Source organism: Prescottella sp. GW823-FHT02E09, from assembly GCF_058797375.1.
On sequence record NZ_JBXAJP010000005.1, the window covers coordinates 83,126 to 103,732 of the forward strand.

Genomic DNA, 20,607 nt, shown 5'->3' on the forward strand with positions numbered 1-20,607 from the left:
CGAGCTAGTGCTTCTCCGGACCGAGGTGGTACTCGAAGACCAGACCAGCGGAGGACGCCAGAACCAGGATGACCGCAGCAACGATCATCCAGGGCTGGAAGAACGCCAGCGAGATCGCGGCGAACCCGGCGGCACCGGCCAGCAGGATGGGCCAGAAGCTACCCGGGCTGAAGAAGCCCAGATCGCCGGACCCGTCGGAGATCTCCGCCTCCTCGTAGTCCTCGGGGCGCGTGTCCAGACGACGGGCGACGAACCGGAAGTACGTGCCGACGATCAGGCTCAGTCCGGCCGAGAGAACGATTGCGGTCAGGCCGGCCCACTCGATTCCGGTCCGCGACATCGAGGTGAAGACACCGTAGACGATCGCGACGAGAATGAAGAACACCGTCAGGATCTCGAAGAGCTTGGCTTCGATCTTCATATCAGTTCTTGTCCTTGGTCAGAGATTCTCGGGATTCGCGGGTCAGTTACCGCTGGTCGATGCTTCGCGCACCGTGCGGTCGGTGTTGAACGGCGAGGTCGAGGTCGCGGTGGGCGACTCGCCGATCGATGCGAGCGCCTCGGCAGTGTTCAGACCCTTGCCGCCCTCCTCGACGGACTTACGAGCCTCGATGTACTGCTCGAACTTCTCCGGCGTCACAGCGCGGACCTCGAAGTTCATCATCGCGTGGAAGGTGCCGCACATCTCTGCACAGCGGCCCACGAACGCGCCTTCCTTCTCGATCTCACTGATCTGGAAGACGTTGTCCGAGTTGTTCTCCTTCGGGTTCGGGTTCACGTCACGCTTGAACAGGAACTCCGGAACCCAGAACGAGTGGATGACGTCCGAGGACGCGAGCACGAACTCGATGCGCTTGCCGGTCGGCAGGACGAGGATCGGAACCTCGTTGCTGGTGCCGACGGTCTCGATCTTGTCGTAGTGCAGGTAGGACAGATCCTGGGTGTTCTTCCCGTGGATCGGGCCCGTCTTCTCGCGGCCGTGCTCGTCGAGGCCCTCGGGCTTCGACGCCGCAAGCGCAGCAGCGGTGGCAGCCTCGTCGGTGCCCTCGTACTTCGCCGTGCCGTCGCCGAGATCGATCGTGCGGTAGCCGAACTTCCAGTTCCACTGGTACGCCGTCACATCGACGACGACGTTCGGATTGTCCTTCTTCTCCGTGACGTAGTTCTGCACGACCACGGTGAAGTAGAAGAGCACAGCGATGATCACGAACGGAACTGCCGTGTAGAACAGCTCCAGCGGCACGTTGTATGCCGTCTGACGGGGGAACTCGGGCGAGTTCTTCTTCTTACGGTGGAAGATGACCACCCAGAAGGTGAGACCCCACACGATGACACCCATGACGAGGGCGGCGATGACCGACCACGTCCAGAGTTCGCGCATGCGCTCTGCCTGCGGGGTAATTCCCGAGGGCCACCCGAAGCGAAGCACCGAGTTGTCGATTGAACATCCCGACAACAGCATGGCAGCTATGCCCAAAGATGCTGCCAGCCCGGCTCGCCGAAGGATCCGACCTTGCGCCACGTTCACGCCTTCCTGATCGCCGCAATTCCACTAGGGCACACCCGAAGGGAAGGCCCAATTACTACGCAGCGTAGACCAAAGGCGTCGATCCTCCACTGTCGGGTCGGCACCCGTGTTGCAGTCAGGACCATCGACCCTCCACCGTACGCGCGCGACCTGGGATTCAGCTGAGTTCGGAGACCGCGACGACGGTGCAGGCACGATCCGGGCACGGAAACTGCGGCATACTTCCCTGGGGAAAATCGGACCGTCTCCGGAAGGCCGACTCCCTACCCACAATCGACTCTGAATCGAGGTACTGGACGCCGTGTGCGGACTGCTCGGACTACTCACCACCGACGGCACCAGCGACGACGCCGTCGCGCGCGTCGATGCGGCCATGCACTGTCTGCGTCATCGCGGGCCCGACGAACACGGCACCTGGCACGACGACGACCTGGTGTTCGGCTTCAACCGGCTGTCGATCATCGACATCGAGCACTCGCACCAGCCGCTGCGGTGGGGTCCTCCGGAGAACCCGGAGCGCTATGCGCTGACCTTCAACGGGGAGATCTACAACTACCTGGAGATCCGCGCCGAGCTCGCAAAAGACCACGACGCCCGGTTCCGCACCGAGGGCGACAGTGAGGCCATCGTCGCCGCGTTCCACTACTGGGGCGCCGACGCCGTCCGCCGGCTGCGCGGCATGTTCGCCTTCGCGGTGTGGGACACCGAGACCCGTGAGCTGTTCGTTGCGCGCGACCCGTTCGGAATCAAGCCGCTGTTCATCGCCACCGGCACGGGTGGCACCGCGTTCGGCAGCGAGAAGAAGAGCCTGCTCGAGCTGGCGGACGTCATCGGTATCGGCACCGACCTGGATCCGCGGGCGATCGAGCATTACACGGTGCTGCAGTACGTGCCCGAACCGGAGACGCTGCACGCGCAGATCCGTCGACTCGAGTCCGGCTGCTACGCACGCCTGTCACCGGGCACGGCCCCCGAAGTGACCCGCTACTTCACGCCGAAGTTCCCGGCCGTGCCGTTCGCCGCCGGCGGCGAGCAGGCCCGCTACCGCGAGATCGCGGAGGCCCTCGAGGATTCGGTCGCCAAGCACATGCGCGCCGACGTCACCGTGGGCTCGTTCCTCTCCGGCGGCATCGACTCGACCGCGATCGCGGCGCTGGCGATGCGCCACAACCCGAACCTGATCACCTTCACCACCGGCTTCGAGCGGGAGGGCTACTCCGAGGTCGACGTCGCCGCGGAGTCGGCCGCCGCGATCGGCGCCCGGCACGTGGTCAAGGTGGTCTCCCCCGCCGAGTTCGCGGCCGCGATCCCCGAGATCATCTGGTACCTGGACGATCCGGTCGCCGACCCGGCGCTGGTGCCGCTGTGGTTCGTTGCGAAGGAGGCCCGCAAGCACGTCAAGGTGGTCCTCTCGGGCGAGGGCGCGGATGAGCTGTTCGGCGGCTACACGATCTACCGTGAGCCGCTGTCGCTGAAGCCGTTCGAGATGCTGCCCGGAGCGCTGCGCAAGGCGGCGGGCAAGCTGTCCGAGCGAATTCCCGAGGGCACGCGTGGCAAGAGCCTGCTACACCGCGGATCGATGACCCTCGAGGAGCGCTACTACGGCAATGCGCGCAGCTTCAGCGACGCCCAGCTCCGTGCGGTGCTGCGCGACTTCCGCCCGGAGTGGACACACCGGGACGTGACGGCGCCGATCTACGCGCAGTCCCGCGACTGGGATCCGGTGGCGCGCATGCAGCATCTGGACCTGTTCACGTGGTTGCGCGGGGACATCCTGGTCAAGGCCGACAAGATGACGATGGCGAACTCGCTCGAGCTGCGGGTGCCGTTCCTCGATCCCGAGGTGTTCGACGTCGCGTCACGCGTCCCGTTGGATCAGAAGATCACGAAGTCGACGACGAAGTACGCACTGCGCCAGGCACTCGAGGGCATCGTGCCGCCGCACGTGCTGCACCGCGCGAAGCTCGGTTTCCCGGTGCCGCTGCGGCACTGGCTCGCCGGCACGGAACTGTTCGATTGGGCACACCTGCAGATCGCCGAATCGCAGACCGACCACATCTTCGACAAGGCAGCGGTCACCCGGATGCTGAACGAGCACCGCGAGGGTGTGTCGGATCACAGCCGACGACTGTGGACGGTCCTGTGCTTCATGGTGTGGCACGGAATCTTCGTCGAGAAGCGCATCGTGCCGCAGATCCAGGAACCGGTCTACCCGGTCAGCCTGTAGGCGCTCCGCGCCCGTGCGCCTTTCCGGTAGCTGGAGCAACCAGAAAGGCGCACGGGTGGCGCAGCCGCCTTACGGGAGCAGCGTGGAGATCTCGTCGGCCGCGGCCTTGCCGTACGCCTCGGTGAGGCGCTTGATCGCGTCGTCGCGCTGGAACGTCCACTCCTGCGTGCCGACGGTCTCGAGGACGTAGACGGCCACCAGGGAGCCGAGCTGCGCGGACCGCTCGAGGCTCAGACCGACGGAGTGCGCGAGCAGGAAACCGGCGCGGAACGCGTCGCCGACACCGGTCGGGTCGACCTTCCCGCGCTCGGGCACGACACCGACGCGGACCCAGTTGCCCTCGCTGTCGACGATCTCCACGCCCTTGGAGCCGAGGGTGGTGACGCGCAGCCCGACCTGGGCGCGGATCTCTTCCTCCGACAGCCCGGTCTTCTGCTGCAGCAGGCCCCACTCGTACTCGTTGGTGAACAGGTACTTGGCACCGGCGATGAGCTTCTTCGCGTCGTCGCCGGACAGGCGGGCGAGCTGCTGCGACGGGTCGGCCGCGAACGGGATCCCGAGCAGGCGGCACTCGTCGGTGTGGCGGACCATCGCCTCGGGATCGTTGGCCCCGATCAGCACCAGGTCCAGACCTCCGGCGGACTTGGAGAGGGCGGCGAGTTCGATGTCTCGGGCCTCGCTCATCGCGCCCGGATAGAACGACGCGATCTGTGCCATGTCCTCGTCGGTGGTGCACACGAAGCGGGCCGTGTACGCCGTCTCGGACACCCGCACGCCGCCACAGTCGACGCCGTTGGATTCGAGCCACGCGCGGTACTCGGCGAAGTCGGCACCGGCGGCACCGACCAGCAGCGGCGAGCCCCCGAGCACACCCATCGCGTAGGCGATGTTGCCGCCGACGCCGCCCCTGCGGATCACGAGATCGTCGACGAGGAAGCTCAGCGAGATGTGCGCTAGCTGGTCGGCGAGCAGTTGCTCGGCGAAGCGGCCGGGGAACCGCATCAGGTGGTCGGTGGCGATGGAACCGGTAACCGCAATTGTCACGCGCGGATGCCTTTCAGCTCGGATGGCCTCGAATGGCCCCGTTGGGCGGAAACGCAGTCTGACGCGGAGCCCGCCGGTGAAGGCAGACTCCGCGTCAGAGTGCGTCGAGAGGGTTGTTCGGGACTCAGTTGAAGGAGTCGCCGCAGGCGCAGGACCCCGTGGCATTGGGGTTGTCGATCGTGAAGCCCTGCTTCTCGATGGTGTCGACGAAGTCGATCGAGGCGCCCTCGACGTACGGCGCGCTCATCCGGTCGACCGCGAGGTTGACGCCGCCGAAGTCGACGATCAGGTCACCGTCGAGGTTCCGGTCGTCGAAGAACAGCTGGTAGCGCAGTCCCGCACAGCCACCCGGCTGCACGGCGATGCGCAGCGCGAGGTCGTCGCGCCCTTCCTGATCGAGTAGTGCCTTCGCCTTGGCGGACGCGGCCTCGGTCATCTTGACGCCGTGGGTGGCGGTCTCGTTCTGCACAGTCATGGGCTCTCCCTGTCGCTCGTGCCAAACCCGTGATCGCTTCAACGGTACTCTGCGGACCTCTATTCCTCATGTATCGGCCCGATCCGAGTGAACCCCGACGCACCCCGCCGAGCGTCGGCAACGCGCGACGTCAATGCCTCGAGCAGGGGGCCGGCTCCGCTCATGGCGCGTTCGACGGACCCCGCGAACTCGGTGATCGAGAACGCTGCGACGATCCCGGCCGCGCGGACGGTGTCCCGGTCCACCGCGACCTGGCCGGCGATCACGACAGTCGGCACCCCGGTCCGGTTCGCTGCGGCGGCGAGCGCGGTGACGAGCTTGCCGCGCAGCGACTGGTGGTCGAACTTGCCCTCACCGGTGAGCACCAGATCCGCCGCCTCGAGCTGCCGCGCCTGTCCGGTGCACTGCGCGACGATCGCCGCGCCCGGTTCGCGACGAGCACCGAGCGCGAGGAGCGCCGCGCCCAGGCCTCCGGCCGCACCCGCCCCCGGCAGGTCGCGGACCGGGCCCGCGCCGGACGCGTCCAGCTCCGCCGCCCATGCGGTGTTGCGCCGCTCGAGTTCCTCGACGGCGCCGCGGTCGGCACCCTTCTGCGGACCGAAGACTCGCGCGGCTCCGTGCTCACCGAGCAGCGGGTTCTCGACGTCGGTGGCCGCCACCAGCTCGATCGTCGCGAGCCGCAGATCTGCCCCGTCCGGACCGCCCAGCGCGGCGATCATTCCGCGACCGCCGTCGGTGCAGCAGGACCCGCCGAGGCCGACCACGATCCGCCGGGCGCCCGCGTCGATCGCGGCCGCGATCAACTGCCCCACCCCACGACTGTGTGCGTCGAGGGCGCTGCGAGGGGACGGCGGACCGTCGAGCAGCCCCAGCCCGACGGCCTGCGCCGATTCGATGTACGCGGTGTCGTCGGCGAGGACCCAGCTCGCGTCGACCGGCCGGCCCAGTGGTCCTTCGACCCGAACGGACCTTGCTCCCCCGACGGTGGCAGAAATCACGTCCACGAATCCGGGGCCGCCGTCCGACTGCGGCGCGAGCACGACGACGTCGTCGGGCCGCGCGGTCGCCCACCCGGATGCCATCGCCGCGGCCGCCTGTACCGCAGTGAGGGTTTCGCCGAACGAGTCGGGGGCGATCAGCACACGCATCTGCGGAGTGTATGGCGCTCCCCCGACCTCGGCATTTCGGGGCCGCTCCTGGCGGTTCACAGGTGGTCGGTTTCGCCAGCGCGGCGGTTATCCCATAGCCTGGATGCGTGAAGCTGCTACGCCGAGGCGACTCTGACAATTCCGACAAACGCGATGATGCTGTCGCCGGAGAGATCATCGAGTCGACCGCGACGACCGCGGAGGCGATCGACACCCCCGGGGCCGAGACCCCCGGCAAGGGCCGCCCGACACCCAAGCGCCGCGAGGCCGAGGCCAAGCGCCGCGGCCCCGTCGCACCCGCTCCGCTCACCGCCAAGGAGGCCCGCGCCCGCCGCAAGGCCAACCGCGGTTCCAAGGAGGAGCGCAAGGCGGCCGCCGCAGAGCGTCGTGCCGACTCCGCCGATCGCCGCGCCCGCATGCTCGCCGGCGAGGACAAGTACCTGCTGCCGCGCGACAAGGGCCCGGTCCGCGGGTACGCCCGCGACCTCGTCGACAGTCGCCGCAATCTGGTCGGCTTGTTCATGCCGCTCGCGCTGGTGCTGATCATGGCGATGTTCCTGAGCCCGGTCATCCAGAACTACGTCACCCTCGCGATGCTGGTGATGATGCTGTTCATGGCCGGCGAGGGCTACTTCCTCGGCCGTATGATCAACAACAAGGTGCGCGAGCGCTTCCCCGACAGCGTCGACGGCGGGTTCAAGCTGGGCTGGTACGCGTTCGTGCGCGCCTCGCAGATCCGCAAGATGCGCGCCCCGAAGCCGCGGGTCGGCCCCGGCGACGCCGTCTGACCCACACGCCGTATCGGGCCGGTCCTCGCAGTGCGAGGACCGGCCCGAGTCGATTGGTAGCGTCTACCCCCGTGCCCTCCCCCGATTCGCCCCGCCCCCGCCGCACGCTCGTCCTCGGCGGCGCCCGGTCGGGCAAGTCGGCGCACGCCGAGGGCCTGCTCGACGACCTCGACGCGCCTGACGCCTACGCGCCGGTGCGGTACGTCGCGACCGCGCGCCGGTATCCGGACGACCACGACTGGGAGTCCCGGATCGACCAGCACCGCAGTCGTCGTCCGGCGTCGTGGACCACGGTCGAGACCGGCAGCGACGGCGACCTGATCGACGTCCTGTCCGATCGGGACCGGCACCCGCCGACGCTCGTGGACGACCTGGGTACGTGGCTCACCGGTGAACTCGACGACGCGAACGCCTGGGACGCCCCCCGCGGCACCGTCGAACCGAACATCGACGCACTGGTCCGCGCGGTCGCCGCGTATCCGGGCCGACTGCTGCTCGTGAGTCCCGAGGTGGGCCTGGGCGTGATCCCCGAGACCCGCTCGGGTCGGCTGTTCCGCGACGAGATCGGCGCCCTCAATTCCCGGCTGGCCGCAGTGTGCGACGACGTGATCCTCGTCGTCGCGGGCATCGCCATGACGCTCAAATGATCGGCGCTCAAATGAAAGGCCTAGCGTGACAAGCGAATTCGTGAGTCCATCCGCCCCCCACTTCGAACCTCCCGTCCCGCCGGACGCGGAGATCCGGGATCAGGCCCAGGCTCGCCAGTTGCTGCTGACCAAGCCGACCGGATCCCTCGGACGGCTCGAGGAACTGTCCGTGTGGGCGGCCGCCTGCCAGGGTGTCTGCCCGCCGCACGTCTTCGCCAATCCCCGTGTCGTCGTCTTCGCCGGCGACCACGGCATCGCCCGTGGCGGCGTCTCGGCGTACCCGCCGGAGGTCACCGCGCAGATGGTCGCGAACTTCCGTGACGGCGGGGCCGCCGTCAACGTCCTCGCGTCGATCGCCGGCGCCGCGGTCCGCGTGGTGGATCTGGCAGTGGACGCGGACACGGATCCGTCGGTGTCCGCCTACAAGGTCCGCCGCTCGTCGGGGTCGATCGACCGCGAGGACGCGATGACGCACGAGGAGACGCTGCGCGCGATCGCCGCGGGCCGCGCGATCGCGGACGAGGAGGTGGACTCGGGCGCCGATCTGCTGATCGCGGGTGAGATGGGCATCGGGAACACCACGCCCGCGACGGTCCTCATCGCCGCCCTCACCGACACCGAACCGGTCGCCGCCGTCGGACGCGGCACCGGCATCGACGACGCCGGTTGGATGCGCAAGACCGCCGCCGTCCGCGACGCCCTGCGCCGCGCCCGGCCCCACGTGCGAGACGCGGTCGGCCTGCTGCGCACCGTGTCCGGCGCCGACCTGGCGGCGATGGCCGGTTTCCTTGCGCAGGCCGCGGTCCGCCGCACCCCGGTGATCGTCGACGGTCTCGTCGTGACGTCGTCGGCGCTGGTGGCGGAGGAACTCGCGCCCGGTGCCCGGGAGTGGTGGGTGGCCGGCCACCGGTCCACCGAACCCGCCCACACGATCGCGTTGCGACACCTCGGACTCGACCCGATCCTCGGCCTGAACATGCGCCTCGGTGAGGGTTCCGGTGCCGTCGCGGCGCTGCCGGTCCTGCAGGGTGCGGTGGCGACGCTGGCCCACATGGCCACCTTCGACCAGGCCGGCGTGAGCAACAACACCGACACCGACACCGAACCGACGGAATCGAACTGATCGTGCGCGCCGCGGTGACCGGCCTGTCGCTGGCGCTGTCGTGGCTGACGGTGCTGCCGGTCCGCGGACCGCACGACATCGGCCACGACGAGGGTCGTCAGGCCATCGGTGCCGCACCGGTCGTCGGGGCGCTGCTCGGTGCGGCCGCGGCCGGTGTGCTCTGGATTCTGCTGTGGGCCGGACTCGATCCCGCACTCGCCGGACTGCTGACCGTCGGCGCGCTGGCCCTGGCAACCCGCGGCATGCACGTCGACGGACTGGCCGACACCGCGGACGGCCTCGGCTGTTACGGCGCGCCGGAGCGAGCCCGTGAGGTGATGCGCAGCGGCGGCGCCGGACCGTTCGGTGTTGCCGCACTGGTCGTGACGATCGGCGTACAGGCGCTGTCGTTCGGCACCCTGGCCGCGGCCCAGCAGTGGGTGGGTGTGCTCGTGGCCATCGCGGCGGGCCGGGTCGCGGTCGTGATCGCTTGCCGCCGTGGTGTTCCCGCCTCGAGCACCCGCGGCTTCGGGGCTCTGGTCGCCGACTCGCAGGGCCGGTGGGCCATCGGACTCTGGGGACTGGCACTTGCTGTCGCGGCCGTGTGGGCGGTTCCCGAGCGCTGGTGGCAGGGGCCCGTCGTGATCGTCGTGACCCTCGTCGGCGCGACCCTGCTGGTCCGCCACTGCGTCCGCCGATTCGACGGCATCAACGGCGACGTGCTCGGCGCCGCACTGGAATTCACCGCCTCGGCAACGGCGATCGGCTTCCTGCTCGGAGGCTGACGCCGAACGCGATCGGGCCCTCCCGCCGAAGCGGAAGGGCCCGATGTCGGTTCGATCGATTGCTCAGCGCAGCTTCGTCATCCAGCCGTGGGTGTCGGCGAAGGTGCCGCGCTGGATGCCGGTGAGGGTGTCGCGCAGCGCCATCGTGATCTTGCCCGGTTCGCCGTCGGCGATGGTGAACTCTCCCTCGGCGGACTTGACCCGGCCGACCGGCGTGATGACGGCGGCGGTACCGCACGCGAACACCTCGGTGATCTCGCCGGAGGCGGTCTTCTCGCGCCACTCGTCGGTACTGATCTTGCGCTCCTCCACTGCGAAGCCGGCGTCGGTGGCCAGCGTCAGCAGCGAGTTGCGGGTGATGCCCGGAAGCAGTGACCCGGACAGCGACGGCGTCACCAGGCGCGCATCGGGACCGGAGCCGAAGACGAAGAACAGGTTCATCCCGCCCATCTCCTCGACGTACTTGCGTTCGATCGCGTCGAGCCACACCACCTGGTCGCAGCCCTCGTCGGAGGCCTGCGCCTGTGCGAGCAGCGATGCCGCGTAGTTGCCGGCGAACTTGGCGGCACCGGTGCCGCCCGGTGCGGCGCGAACGTACTCCCGCGAGAGCCACACACTCACGGGCTTGACGCCGCGCGGGAAGTACGCACCGGCGGGCGACGCGATCAGCAGGTACCGGTACTCCTTGGCGGGGCGGACACCGAGTCCGGCCTCGGTGGAGAACAGGAAGGGGCGCAGGTACAGCGAGTCCTCGCCGCCGGCGGCGGGCACCCAGTCGCTGTCGACGTCGAGCAGCGCGTCGATCGAGGCGGCGAACAACTCGTCCGGCAGTTCCGGCATCGCGAGCCGGCGCGCCGACTGACGCAACCGCTCGGCGTTGGCCGTCAGACGGAACGACGCGATACCGCCGTCCGGCTGGCGGTACGCCTTGAGTCCCTCGAAGATCGCCTGCCCGTAGTGCAGCACCATGCCGGCCGGATCGAGCTCGATCGGCCCGTACGGCAGCACCTCGGCGTCGTGCCAGCCCCGACCCTCGGTGTACATGATCGACACCATGTGATCGGTGAAGTACCGACCGAACCCGGGCGCCTCCAGAATCTCGCGCCGCGCCTCTTCGGTCGCGGGAGAAGGATGCTGGATGCGCGCGAATTCGAGGCCGTCTGTCATAAGCCGTGATCCTATCTAACGGAGTTTCGCCGAGTTTCTGGTGTGAGCGTTACTTGGTGTGGACCGGCACGAACGGCGGCGTGACGACCTCGCAGCGCAGACTACGCCCGCGCACGTCGACGCTGACCTCGTCTCCCGCCTTCAACGCGGTCGCGGTGTCCAGCAACGCGAGTGCGATTCCCACCTTCAGCGTCGGGGAGAACGTCCCCGACGTCGTCTCACCGATCGGAGTGCCGTCGAGGGACACGGTCTGCCCCTGCCGCAGCACACCACGATCGAGGGCCTTGATCCCCCACAGACGCCGGACGGGTCCGGCCGCCTTCTCCGTGACGAGTGCCTCACGGCCCCAGAACTGCGGCTTGGACCACCCGATGGCCCACCCGCAGCGCGCCTGCAACGGCGAGATGTCCAGCGAGAGCTCGTGACCGTGCAGCGGGTAGCCGGCCTCGGTGCGCAGCGTGTCACGGGCGCCCAGGCCCGCCACCTCACCGCCCTCGGCCCGGACCGCGTCGACGAGTGCGCGGAACAGGGCCTCGCTGTCGTCCCAGCGAGGCAGCACCTCGAAGCCGCGCTCACCGGTGTAGCCGCTACGGCACACCCGGACCGGGACACCGTTCCAGTCGGTGTCGACGAAACCCATGTACTCGATGTCGGTCGGCAGCCCCAGTGCCGCAAGGACGTCCGCCGCCCTCGGTCCCTGCACCGCGAGCACGCCGTAGTCGCGATGCTGGTCGGTGACGGTGACGCCGGCGGGCGCCGCGGCCGCCAGACGAGCGACGACCTCGGCGGTGTTCGCCGCGTTCGGCACCAGGAATACCTCGTCGTCGGCCACGTAGTACGCGATCAGGTCGTCGACGACGCCGCCTGTCTCGGTGCAGCACAACGTGTACTGGGCCAGGCCTGGACCCACCTTCGCGAGGTCCGCGGTGAGCGTCGCGTTGACGAAGTCGGCCGCGCCCGCGCCCTTCACCAACGCCTTGCCGAGGTGGCTGACGTCGAACAGGCCCACCGATTCCCGGACCGCGGTGTGCTCGGCGACGGTGCCGGCGTACGAGACGGGCATCTCCCAGCCACCGAACGGCGCGAACGTGGCACCGAGGTCGACGTGGACGGAATGGATGGGACCCTGCAGCAGGCTCGCGTCGCTCATGAGGGACAACGCTAGCCGACGCCGTCGGCGAACTAACATCGGAATTCGGCCGTCGACTTCCCCGCGACATCGGCCTGTCGCAACCGGACAGTCGCAACCCGACAGTCGCAACCAACCACTCTGGAGATGCCGTGCCCGCAACATCCTCCCCCACCCGTCCCCTCGGACCCGACGTCGCGCTCGCCGGTTCCCTCGGCAAGCGCGTCGACGTACTCGTGATCGGTCTCACCACCGGTTCCGACGGCCCCGAGGCGCTCCTGGGCAGCGGGGTGGACGAGGACGTGCTGGCCACGCTGCTCGACGACCTGCAGGCTGTCGGCGCCACCGGCAAGGCCGAGGAGCTCACCCGTGTCCCGGCTCCGGCCGGACTGCCGGTCGCGAGCGTCCTGGCCGTCGGCCTCGGTGCCGCCGGCAAGATCGACGCCGAGCAGGTCCGCAAGTCCGCCGGCGTCGCGGCTCGTTCGCTGTCAGGTGTGGCCACCGCCGCGACGACGCTGTCCTCGGTCGACCTCGGCGCGGCCGCCGAGGGCTTCTTCCTGGGCGCGTACACGTTCACCGAGTTCAAGTCGGGCAAGTCGGCGCCGGGTCCGGATGCGCAGCCGGTCGGCCGCGTCGAGCTGCTCGTCGAGTCGCCCCGGGCGAAGGAGCCCAAGGCCGTCCTCGCCCGGTCGATCGCGATCGCGAAGGCCGTCGCGACGGCCCGCGAGTTCGTCAACACTCCGCCCAGCCACCTGTTCCCGGCCGAGTTCGCCGACCGCGCCAAGACCCTCGGCACCGCAGCCGGCCTGACGGTCAAGGTCCTCGACGAGAAGGCGCTCGCCAAGGCCGGCTTCGGTGGCATCGTCGGCGTCGGCAAGGGTTCGTCCCGTCAGCCCCGCCTGGTGCAGATGACGTACGCGAGCGGCAAGCGCCGCGGGGTCAAGAAGGTCGCACTGGTCGGCAAGGGCATCACCTTCGACACCGGCGGCATCTCCATCAAGCCGGCCGCCGGCATGGAGAACATGACCTCAGACATGGGCGGCGCCGCGGCCGTCATCGCGACCGTCGTGCTCGCGGCCGAACTGAAGCTGCCCGTCGACGTCACCGCATGGGTGCCGATGGCGGAGAACATGCCGTCGGCCACTGCGCAGCGTCCCGGCGACGTCCTGACCCAGTACGGCGGCACCACCGTCGAGGTGATCAACACCGATGCCGAGGGTCGACTGGTCCTGGCCGACGCGATCGCGCGTGCCTGCGAGGATGCACCCGACTACCTGATCGACACCGCAACGCTGACCGGCGCGCAAATGGTGGCATTGGGCAACCGCACACCCGGCGTGCTGGGCACCGACGAGTTCCGCGACCGCGTCGCGGCGATCTCCCAGGAGATCGGCGAGAACGCGTGGCCCATGCCGATGCCCGCCGAACTGCGGAGCGACCTCAACTCCCGCGTCGCGGACCTGGCGAACGTCACCCCGCACCGCTGGGGCGGCATGCTCGCGGCCGGCCTGTTCCTGAAGGAGTTCGTCGCCGAGGGCGTGCAGTGGGCGCACATCGACGTCGCCGGTCCGGCGTTCAACACCGGTGGACCCTTCGGCTACACGGGCAAGGGTGGCACCGGTGTCCCGGTCCGCACGATGATCTCGGTACTCGAGGACATCTCCGCCAACGGATAGGCGCTTCGCGCCCGTGCGCGCCTTTGGTAGTAGCTGCTACCAGAAGTGCGCACGGGCGGCGCAGCCGCCTAGAGCTCGCGTTCGCGCTCCCGCTTGCGCTCGATCCGACGCCGCGCGTCGAAGTCGCGCATCCGCTGCGGGTAGCCGGTCTTGCGGACGTCGTACACCGGGATGTGCAGGTCCTCGCCGAGCCGCCGGGCGCCGCGTTCGCCGCCGACCTTGCGGCGGGTCCACTCGCCGTCCGCCGCGACCAGCACCACCGTCACCTCCGTCACCGTGGTCTGGGGTTCGACGTAGGCCTCCACCCCGTGGTGCGAGCGAGCCCAGTCCGCGAGGTGGCGTGCGTCGGACTCCGCGTCGGACATCGGACGCGACGACCGCCCGCGCGTGAATCGGTCGAACAACCCCACGTGAACTCTCCTCCCTGCCCGCCGCGGACCTCCCCGCGACGATCTGTCCGATTTTGCCAGCAGAGGCGCTCGACGACGAGGAAATTCACATGACCCGCCCCTCGCAGGACGCGGTTCGAGCATCAATGAAAGGATGGGCGCAGCGCGCCGCACGACGGGTCCGAAGCGCAGCACACCACGGGAGTGAGGCGCCTCGGAAACGTCGTACTCCGCCGCAGGAACCGTGCATCTCGAGCACAATGGTTTTCGACCACAAGTCGACAAAACTCAACAACCCGAACACAACCGTCGAGGAGTCAAAAGAAATGGCCTTCTCCGTCCAGATGCCAGCCCTGGGTGAGTCTGTCACCGAGGGAACTGTCACGCGGTGGCTCAAGCAGGAAGGAGACACGGTCGAAGTAGACGAGCCTTTGCTCGAAGTCTCCACCGACAAGGTCGACACCGAGATCCCGTCCCCCGTCGCCGGCGTTCTGACCAAGATCGTCGCGCAGGAGGATGACACCGTCGAGATCGGTGGCGAGCTGGCCGTGATCGGCGACGCCGGTGAGGCTCCCGCACCCGCCGCCGAGGCCGCCCCCGCCGCCGCCGAGCCGGCCGCGGCTCCCGCTCCCGAGCCCGCCGCCGAGGCCGCTCCCGCACCTGCCGCGGCCCCCGCTGCTGCACCGTCTGCCGATGCCGCGTCGGGCACGCCGGTCACCATGCCGGAGCTGGGCGAGTCCGTCACCGAGGGCACCGTCACCCGCTGGCTCAAGGCCGTCGGTGACGAGGTCGCCGTGGACGAGCCGCTCCTCGAGGTCTCCACCGACAAGGTCGACACCGAGATCCCGTCGCCGGTCGCCGGCATCCTCCTCGAGATCAGCGCGCAGGAAGACGACACCGTCGACGTGGGCGGTCAGCTCGCCGTCATCGGTTCGGGTGCACCCGCCGCCGCGGCCCCCGCACCGGCTGCTCCGGCTCCGGCCCCCGCCGCCCCGGCCCCCGCCGCCCCGGCCCCCGCCGCTCCGGCTCCGGCGCCCGCTGCTGCACCGGCTCCGGCACCGGCCGCACCTGCTGCCGCCCCGGCGGCCGCTGCACCGTCGGGTGACGCGCCGTACGTGACGCCGCTGGTCCGCAAGCTGGCCGCCGACAACAATGTCGACCTGTCGAAGGTCACCGGCACCGGTGTCGGTGGACGCATCCGCAAGCAGGACGTCCTCGCCGCCGCCGAGGCCGCGAAGGCACCTGCTGCCGCGGCGCCGGCGCCCGCCGCCACTGCCACCGCCCCGGCGCCCGCCGCCACCGCCGGCGTGCGTCCGGAGCTCGCTCACCTGCGTGGCACCACGCAGAAGGTCAACCGGATCCGTCAGATCACGGCCGTCAAGACCCGCGAGTCGCTGCAGAGCACGGCACAGCTCACGCAGACCTTCGAGGTAGACGTAACCCGGATCGCCGCGCTGCGCGCCCAGGCCAAGGCCGACTTCGCCGAGCGCGAGGGCGTCAACCTGACGTTCCTGCCGTTCTTCGCGAAGGCCGTCGTCGAGGCGCTCAAGGTTCACCCCAACGTGAACGCGAGCTACAACGAGGGCGCCAAGGAGATCACCTACCACGCTGCCGAGCACCTCGGCATCGCGGTGGACACCGAGCAGGGCCTGCTCTCCCCGGTGATCCACAACGCGGGCGACCTGTCGCTCGCCGGTCTGGCCCGCGCGATCGCGGACATCGCCAAGCGTGCCCGCAGCGGTGGCCTCAAGCCGGACGAGTTGTCCGGTGGCACCTTCACCATCACCAACATCGGCAGCCAGGGCGCCCTGTTCGACACCCCGATCCTGGTTCCGCCGCAGGCGGCGATGCTGGGCACCGGCGCGATCGTCAAGCGCCCGGTCGTGGTCCAGGACGAGAACGGCAACGAGTCCATCGGCGTCCGTTCGATGTGCTACCTGCCGCTCACCTACGACCACCGTCTGGTCGACGGCGCCGATGCTGGTCGCTTCCTGACCACCATCAAGCAGCGCCTCGAAGAGGCGTCGTTCGAGGCCGATCTGGGCTTGTAGGGTCCACCGGATCTCGATCACGCGACACCCGTCGTAGCCAGGGGCACCATTTCCGCGAGGAGTGGTGCCCCTCGGTGTTTCGGTCACCGCCCGTCACCGTCGAAGGAGAAATGCCATGCGAATCGTCGTCGCCGGCTCGTCCGGAATGATCGGGCAGGCGCTCGTCGCGTCACTGCGCACAGGCGGCCACCACGTGACGAGACTGGTGCGCCGTCGTCCCTCGGCGGCCGACGAGGTCGCATGGGATCCGCAGCACGGCGTCGTCGACGCCGAGATCCTGCGCGGCGCCGATGCGGTCGTCAACCTGTGTGGGGCGGGCATCGGGGACAAACGCTGGTCGGGCGCCTACAAGCAGGCTATCCGGGACAGCCGACTCACCGCGACGGACGTCCTCGCCCATGCGGTCGCCGACGCGTCGGTGCCCGTTCTCGTCAACGGCAGCGCGGTCGGGTACTACGGCGATACCGGTGACCGGGTCGTCGACGAGGGTGCGTCGTCAGGCAGCGGATTCCTCGCGGAGGTGTGCCGGGACTGGGAGGCCGCGACGGCCCCCGCCCGCGACGCCGGTGTGCGGACGGTGTCGCTCCGCACCGCGACGGTGCTCGCTCCCACCGGCGGCATGCTCGGGAAGTTGCGGCCGCTGTACTCGCTCGGCCTGGGCGGGCGCCTCGGCAGCGGCCGCCAGTACATGTCGTGGATCTCCCTCCCCGACGAGGTCGCTGCCATCGAGTTCGTGATCGCCGACGGCGACATCCACGGTCCGGTGAACCTGTCCGCGCCGGAACCGGTCACCAACAGGCGCTTCAACGCCGCGCTGGGCGCAGCCCTGCATCGTCCGGCCCCGTGGGTGGTCCCGGGGTTCGCCGTCTCCGCGCTGATCGGCGAGTTCGCGCAGGAGGCGGTGCTGTCCGGGCAGCGCGCGGTGCCGACCGCCCTGAGCGACGCCGGATTCACGTTCCGGCACAGCACGATCGACGAAGCACTCGCATACGCGTGCGGGCACTGACTCTCCCCTGCCGGACCGCACGGTTCGGCAGAGCGCAACGGCAGGCGTAACGTCTCGGTCCATGAGCAGTGCCACCGCATCGGCCCGATTCAGCACAAAGCCGATGGCCGTCGAACATCTCGGACGCATCGACTACATGGCGGCGTGGGATCGCCAGCGCGATCTCGCCACGACCCGCGCCGACGATGTCGGCCCCGACACCCTGTTGCTGCTCGAGCATCCCGCGGTCTACACCGCCGGCCGTCGCACCGCACCCGAGGACCTTCCGGTGGACGGGACGCCGGTGATCGAGGTCGATCGCGGCGGCAAGCTCACGTGGCACGGGCCCGGCCAGCTGGTCGGGTATCCGATCGTCAAGCTTGCCGAGCCTGTCGACGTCGTCAGCTATGTGCGGCGCATCGAGCAGGCGCTCATCACCGTGTGCACCGATCTGGGGATCACGTGCGGACGCGTCGAGGGACGCTCCGGCGTGTGGCTGCCCGCAGCCCTGGTCGACGGCAACTGGCTGCCCGAACGAAAGGTCGCCGCGATCGGCGTCCGGGTGCAGCGCGGCGTGACGATGCACGGCTTCGCACTGAACTGCAATTCCGTCCTGGACGGGTTCGACAACATCGTGCCGTGCGGTATCAAGGACGCCGGTGTCACGACGCTGTCGCGTGAGCTGGGCCGCGAGGTGACGATCGACGACGTCACCCCGGCGGTGACGGTCGCGGTCATGGCGGCGCTCGACGGCGAGCTTCCGCTGACGGTCCACGACATCGAGCGCGTGAGTTTCGACACCGCAGTTCGGACGCCCGAGTTCACCACCGTCCGGTTCGGCTGAGCACCCCCGCCCAGCCCCGAACGGCGGATCGGTCAGGCGTACCATCGAGCACGTGACTGTCGCCCCAGAAGGACGGAAGCTTCTCCGCATCGAGATCCGAAACGCGGAAACGCCGATCGAACGCAAGCCCAACTGGATCCGAACCCGCGCCAAGATGGGTCCGGAGTACACCGAGCTCAAGGGCTTGGTGAAAAACGAAGGCCTGCACACGGTCTGTGAAGAAGCCGGCTGCCCCAACATCTACGAGTGCTGGGAGGACCGGGAGGCGACGTTCCTCATCGGTGGCGAACAGTGCACGCGCCGTTGCGATTTCTGCCAGATCGACACCGGCAAGCCCACCGCGCTCGACCGTGACGAGCCGCGTCGGGTCGCCGAGAGCGTCCGCTCGATGGGGCTGCGCTACTCCACGATCACCGGCGTCGCGCGCGACGACCTGCCCGACGGTGGTGCGTGGCTGTACGCGGAGACGGTCCGGCAGATCCACGCCCTCAACCCGGGCACCGGCGTCGAGAATCTGGTCCCCGACTTCAACGGCAAGCCGGACCTGTTGGCCGAGGTGTTCGAGTCCCGCCCGGAGGTGCTCGCGCACAACCTGGAGACGGTGCCGCGGATCTTCAAGCGGATCCGGCCGGCGTTCCGCTACGAGCGCTCGCTCGGTGTCCTCACCGCGGCCCGCGACTTCGGACTGGTCACCAAGTCGAACCTGATCCTCGGCATGGGCGAGACCCCCGAGGAGGTGCAGCAAGCCATGGTCGATCTGCACGAGGCCGGCTGCGACATCCTCACCATCACGCAGTACCTGCGCCCGTCGCCGCGGCACCATCCGGTCGAACGTTGGGTCAAGCCGGAGGAGTTCGTCGAGCACTCCAAGGCCGCCGAGGAGATCGGATTCGCCGGCGTGATGGCCGGTCCGCTGGTGCGTTCGTCGTACCGCGCCGGTCGCCTGTACGCGCAGGCGATGGCGCACCACGGTCGCGCTCTTCCCGAGGGCCAGGCCCACCTCGCCGAGGCGGGTAGCGCCTCGCAGGAGGCCAGCTCGGTCCTCGAGCGCCTCGCCGCCCGCGCCTGACGTGCTCGGTCCCCTCACCGCGCGCGGAGTCGGGCGCGGTGAGGGTCGTATCCTGTGAGGTATGGCGAACGGCAGTAAGTCCGGAAAAGCGGGCAAACCAAGCAAGGAAGCGAAGGCTGCGGCGAAGGCGGCCCGCAAGCAGGCGTCGAAGGAACGTCGGACTCAGCTCTGGCAGGCGTTCCAGATGCAGCGCAAGGAAGACAAGCTGCTGCTGCCGCTGCTGATCGGCGCGCTGGTGCTCAGCGCCGTCGTGTTCTTCCTGATCGGCCTCATCTTCGGGATCCAATGGTTCCTGCTGCCGATCGGCATCCTCATCGGTGTCCTGCTCGGCTTCATCATCTTCGGCAAGCGTGTCCAGAAGACCGTCTACGGCAAGGCCGAGGGACAGGCCGGCGCGGCCGCGTGGGCGCTCGAGAACATGCAGGGCTCGTGGCGCGTGACGAACGCGGTCACCGGCACCACCCAGCTCGACGCTGTGCACCGCGTGATCGGCCGCCCCGGCGTGATCCTGGTCGCCGAGGGTTCGCCGCAGCGCGTCAAGGGACTGCTCGCGCAGGAGAAGAAGAAGACCGCGCGACTGGTCGGCGACACCCCGATCTACGACTTCATCGTCGGCAACGAGGAGGGCCAGGTTCCGCTGTCCCAGCTGACCAAGCACCTGAACAAGCTGCCGCGCAACATCGACACCAAGCGGATGGACTCCATCGAGTCGCGTCTCGCCGCCCTCGGCAGCCGCAGCGGTTCGGCGCTGCCCAAGGGCCCGCTGCCGCCCGGCGCGAAGATGAAGGGCATGCAGCGCACGATCCGTCGTCGCTGACACCCTCCCCCGTGTGACCGAATGTCACATCGGTTCAGGCCAGCTGAACCGATGTGACATTCGGTGTTTCAGGGGTGGTTCCGGCGGGAAGGCCGCTCAGCGGGTGCGGACGAGCGCGGTGCCGGTGGCGCGGTCGTGCATGCCGCGGCCGTCGATGTCGGTGATGACGGCGGGCGCGATGAACACGATGAGGGCCTGCCGGGCCAGGGCACGCAGGAAGCCGACGCGTACCGGAGCATCGACGCGGGCCACCTGCAGTCCCATCATGTACTGACCCGGGGTGAACGAGAACAGCGAGACGCACACGACGCCGACCGCGAACCACAGCATCAGCGTGTAGGTGCCGACGAGGGAGTTCTCGAGGGGAGCCTCACCGATCAGCAGCAGGACGACGCCGGCCGCGGTGAACCAGTCGATCGCCAGTGCCGCGAGACGGCGGCCGATCGAGGTCAGAGCACCGGGTCCGTCGGCCGGCAACCCCAGCAGTTCACCGCGGTAGGCCTGCGCCTGCGTCTGATTCTCGGGAAGAGCCGCGGAAGGTCCGGAGAGCCAGGAGCCGGTCATACGTGACATGCCGTCCAGGATAGGCGTCGACGTGCGGATACCGGCGGGCCGTCGCCGGATCGGTGCCGCTCGTCACATCCGGGACCGGTGTATCTGGTCACATTCGCCGTGCGTACGTCAGCGAACGCCGACGTGTAACACCCGCGAAACATAGGCTTGATTAACGGGCAAC

The 20,607-nt window shown here is 69.1% G+C and carries 20 protein-coding genes; 11 read left to right on the forward strand and 9 right to left on the reverse strand.

Annotated elements, in window-relative coordinates:
• Positions 1–4 precede the first annotated feature (4 nt).
• On the reverse strand, positions 5–421 hold the full coding sequence (locus tag AC1RIF_RS13905; RefSeq protein ID WP_492601959.1) for a cytochrome c oxidase subunit 4: 417 nt from the start codon (positions 419–421) through the stop codon (positions 5–7).
• Positions 422–463: 42 nt separating this feature from the next.
• On the reverse strand, positions 464–1,528 hold the full coding sequence (gene ctaC, locus AC1RIF_RS13910) for an aa3-type cytochrome oxidase subunit II (protein WP_492601960.1): 1,065 nt from the start codon (positions 1,526–1,528) through the stop codon (positions 464–466).
• 301 nt (positions 1,529–1,829) lie between these two features.
• On the opposite strand from ctaC, the gene asnB reads away from it, so the two are divergent.
• Positions 1,830–3,755 carry an asparagine synthase (glutamine-hydrolyzing) gene (gene asnB, locus AC1RIF_RS13915; protein WP_492601961.1) on the forward strand — a complete coding sequence of 642 codons (1,926 nt, stop codon included), beginning with the start codon at positions 1,830–1,832 and terminating at the stop codon, positions 3,753–3,755.
• A gap of 69 nt (positions 3,756–3,824) precedes the next feature.
• Here asnB and AC1RIF_RS13920 read toward each other — a convergent pair whose 3' ends face one another.
• The 3 genes from AC1RIF_RS13920 to AC1RIF_RS13930 all read right to left on the reverse strand — a co-directional run bounded on the left by AC1RIF_RS13920 (position 3,825) and on the right by AC1RIF_RS13930 (position 6,422).
• Positions 3,825–4,799 (reverse strand): carbohydrate kinase family protein, encoded by a 975-nt coding sequence (locus AC1RIF_RS13920; RefSeq protein ID WP_492601962.1) that lies wholly within the window; start codon positions 4,797–4,799, stop codon positions 3,825–3,827.
• Positions 4,800–4,923: 124 nt separating this feature from the next.
• A complete protein-coding gene (locus tag AC1RIF_RS13925) occupies positions 4,924–5,274 on the reverse strand; it encodes a HesB/IscA family protein (protein WP_114719248.1) in 351 nt (116 codons plus the stop codon).
• Positions 5,275–5,333: 59 nt separating this feature from the next.
• Positions 5,334–6,422, reverse strand: coding sequence for a glycerate kinase family protein (locus tag AC1RIF_RS13930; protein WP_492601963.1), 1,089 nt, complete (start codon positions 6,420–6,422; stop codon positions 5,334–5,336).
• A gap of 107 nt (positions 6,423–6,529) precedes the next feature.
• Between AC1RIF_RS13930 and AC1RIF_RS13935 the strand changes: the two genes are divergently transcribed.
• The 4 genes from AC1RIF_RS13935 to AC1RIF_RS13950 all read left to right on the forward strand — a co-directional run bounded on the left by AC1RIF_RS13935 (position 6,530) and on the right by AC1RIF_RS13950 (position 9,744).
• Positions 6,530–7,210, forward strand: a complete 681-nt coding sequence (locus tag AC1RIF_RS13935) for a DUF3043 domain-containing protein (RefSeq protein ID WP_492601964.1) — start codon at positions 6,530–6,532, stop codon at positions 7,208–7,210.
• 71 nt (positions 7,211–7,281) lie between these two features.
• The gene (locus tag AC1RIF_RS13940; protein WP_492601965.1) at positions 7,282–7,857 is read left to right on the forward strand and encodes a bifunctional adenosylcobinamide kinase/adenosylcobinamide-phosphate guanylyltransferase; all 576 of its coding nucleotides are present in this window, start codon (positions 7,282–7,284) and stop codon (positions 7,855–7,857) included.
• Positions 7,858–7,882: 25 nt separating this feature from the next.
• A complete protein-coding gene (gene cobT / locus AC1RIF_RS13945) occupies positions 7,883–8,980 on the forward strand; it encodes a nicotinate-nucleotide--dimethylbenzimidazole phosphoribosyltransferase (protein ID WP_492601966.1) in 1,098 nt (365 codons plus the stop codon).
• Positions 8,981–8,994: 14 nt separating this feature from the next.
• The gene (locus AC1RIF_RS13950; protein WP_492602356.1) at positions 8,995–9,744 is read left to right on the forward strand and encodes an adenosylcobinamide-GDP ribazoletransferase; all 750 of its coding nucleotides are present in this window, start codon (positions 8,995–8,997) and stop codon (positions 9,742–9,744) included.
• A 63-nt stretch (positions 9,745–9,807) separates the two neighbouring features.
• On the opposite strand, the gene AC1RIF_RS13955 is transcribed toward AC1RIF_RS13950, so the two are convergent.
• Entirely contained in the window at positions 9,808–10,911 is a 1,104-nt protein-coding gene (locus tag AC1RIF_RS13955) for a branched-chain amino acid aminotransferase (protein ID WP_492601967.1), read from the reverse strand.
• Positions 10,912–10,960: 49 nt separating this feature from the next.
• On the reverse strand, positions 10,961–12,061 hold the full coding sequence (gene gcvT, locus AC1RIF_RS13960; RefSeq protein WP_492601968.1) for a glycine cleavage system aminomethyltransferase GcvT: 1,101 nt from the start codon (positions 12,059–12,061) through the stop codon (positions 10,961–10,963).
• Between the two features lie 131 nt (positions 12,062–12,192).
• Here gcvT and AC1RIF_RS13965 point away from each other — a divergent pair, with 131 nt between their 5' ends.
• Positions 12,193–13,716 carry a leucyl aminopeptidase gene (locus AC1RIF_RS13965; protein WP_492601969.1) on the forward strand — a complete coding sequence of 508 codons (1,524 nt, stop codon included), beginning with the start codon at positions 12,193–12,195 and terminating at the stop codon, positions 13,714–13,716.
• A gap of 68 nt (positions 13,717–13,784) precedes the next feature.
• Here the strand turns inward: AC1RIF_RS13965 and AC1RIF_RS13970 are convergent, their stop codons facing one another.
• The gene (locus AC1RIF_RS13970) at positions 13,785–14,126 is read right to left on the reverse strand and encodes an oxidoreductase (protein WP_492601970.1); all 342 of its coding nucleotides are present in this window, start codon (positions 14,124–14,126) and stop codon (positions 13,785–13,787) included.
• Positions 14,127–14,431: 305 nt separating this feature from the next.
• Here AC1RIF_RS13970 and sucB point away from each other — a divergent pair, with 305 nt between their 5' ends.
• The 5 genes from sucB (at position 14,432) to AC1RIF_RS13995 (ending at position 19,871) form a co-directional block, all read left to right on the forward strand.
• On the forward strand, positions 14,432–16,156 hold the full coding sequence (gene sucB / locus AC1RIF_RS13975; RefSeq protein WP_492601971.1) for a 2-oxoglutarate dehydrogenase, E2 component, dihydrolipoamide succinyltransferase: 1,725 nt from the start codon (positions 14,432–14,434) through the stop codon (positions 16,154–16,156).
• A 115-nt stretch (positions 16,157–16,271) separates the two neighbouring features.
• Positions 16,272–17,162, forward strand: a complete 891-nt coding sequence (locus AC1RIF_RS13980) for a TIGR01777 family oxidoreductase (RefSeq protein WP_492601972.1) — start codon at positions 16,272–16,274, stop codon at positions 17,160–17,162.
• A 61-nt stretch (positions 17,163–17,223) separates the two neighbouring features.
• Positions 17,224–17,985, forward strand: a complete 762-nt coding sequence (gene lipB, locus AC1RIF_RS13985) for a lipoyl(octanoyl) transferase LipB (protein WP_492601973.1) — start codon at positions 17,224–17,226, stop codon at positions 17,983–17,985.
• Positions 17,986–18,037: 52 nt separating this feature from the next.
• Positions 18,038–19,054 carry a lipoyl synthase gene (gene lipA, locus AC1RIF_RS13990; protein WP_492601974.1) on the forward strand — a complete coding sequence of 339 codons (1,017 nt, stop codon included), beginning with the start codon at positions 18,038–18,040 and terminating at the stop codon, positions 19,052–19,054.
• Positions 19,055–19,115: 61 nt separating this feature from the next.
• Entirely contained in the window at positions 19,116–19,871 is a 756-nt protein-coding gene (locus tag AC1RIF_RS13995) for a DUF4191 domain-containing protein (protein ID WP_492601975.1), read from the forward strand.
• 96 nt (positions 19,872–19,967) lie between these two features.
• On the opposite strand, the gene AC1RIF_RS14000 is transcribed toward AC1RIF_RS13995, so the two are convergent.
• Positions 19,968–20,444 (reverse strand): RDD family protein, encoded by a 477-nt coding sequence (locus tag AC1RIF_RS14000; protein WP_492601976.1) that lies wholly within the window; start codon positions 20,442–20,444, stop codon positions 19,968–19,970.
• Between the last annotated feature and the right edge of the window lie 163 nt (positions 20,445–20,607).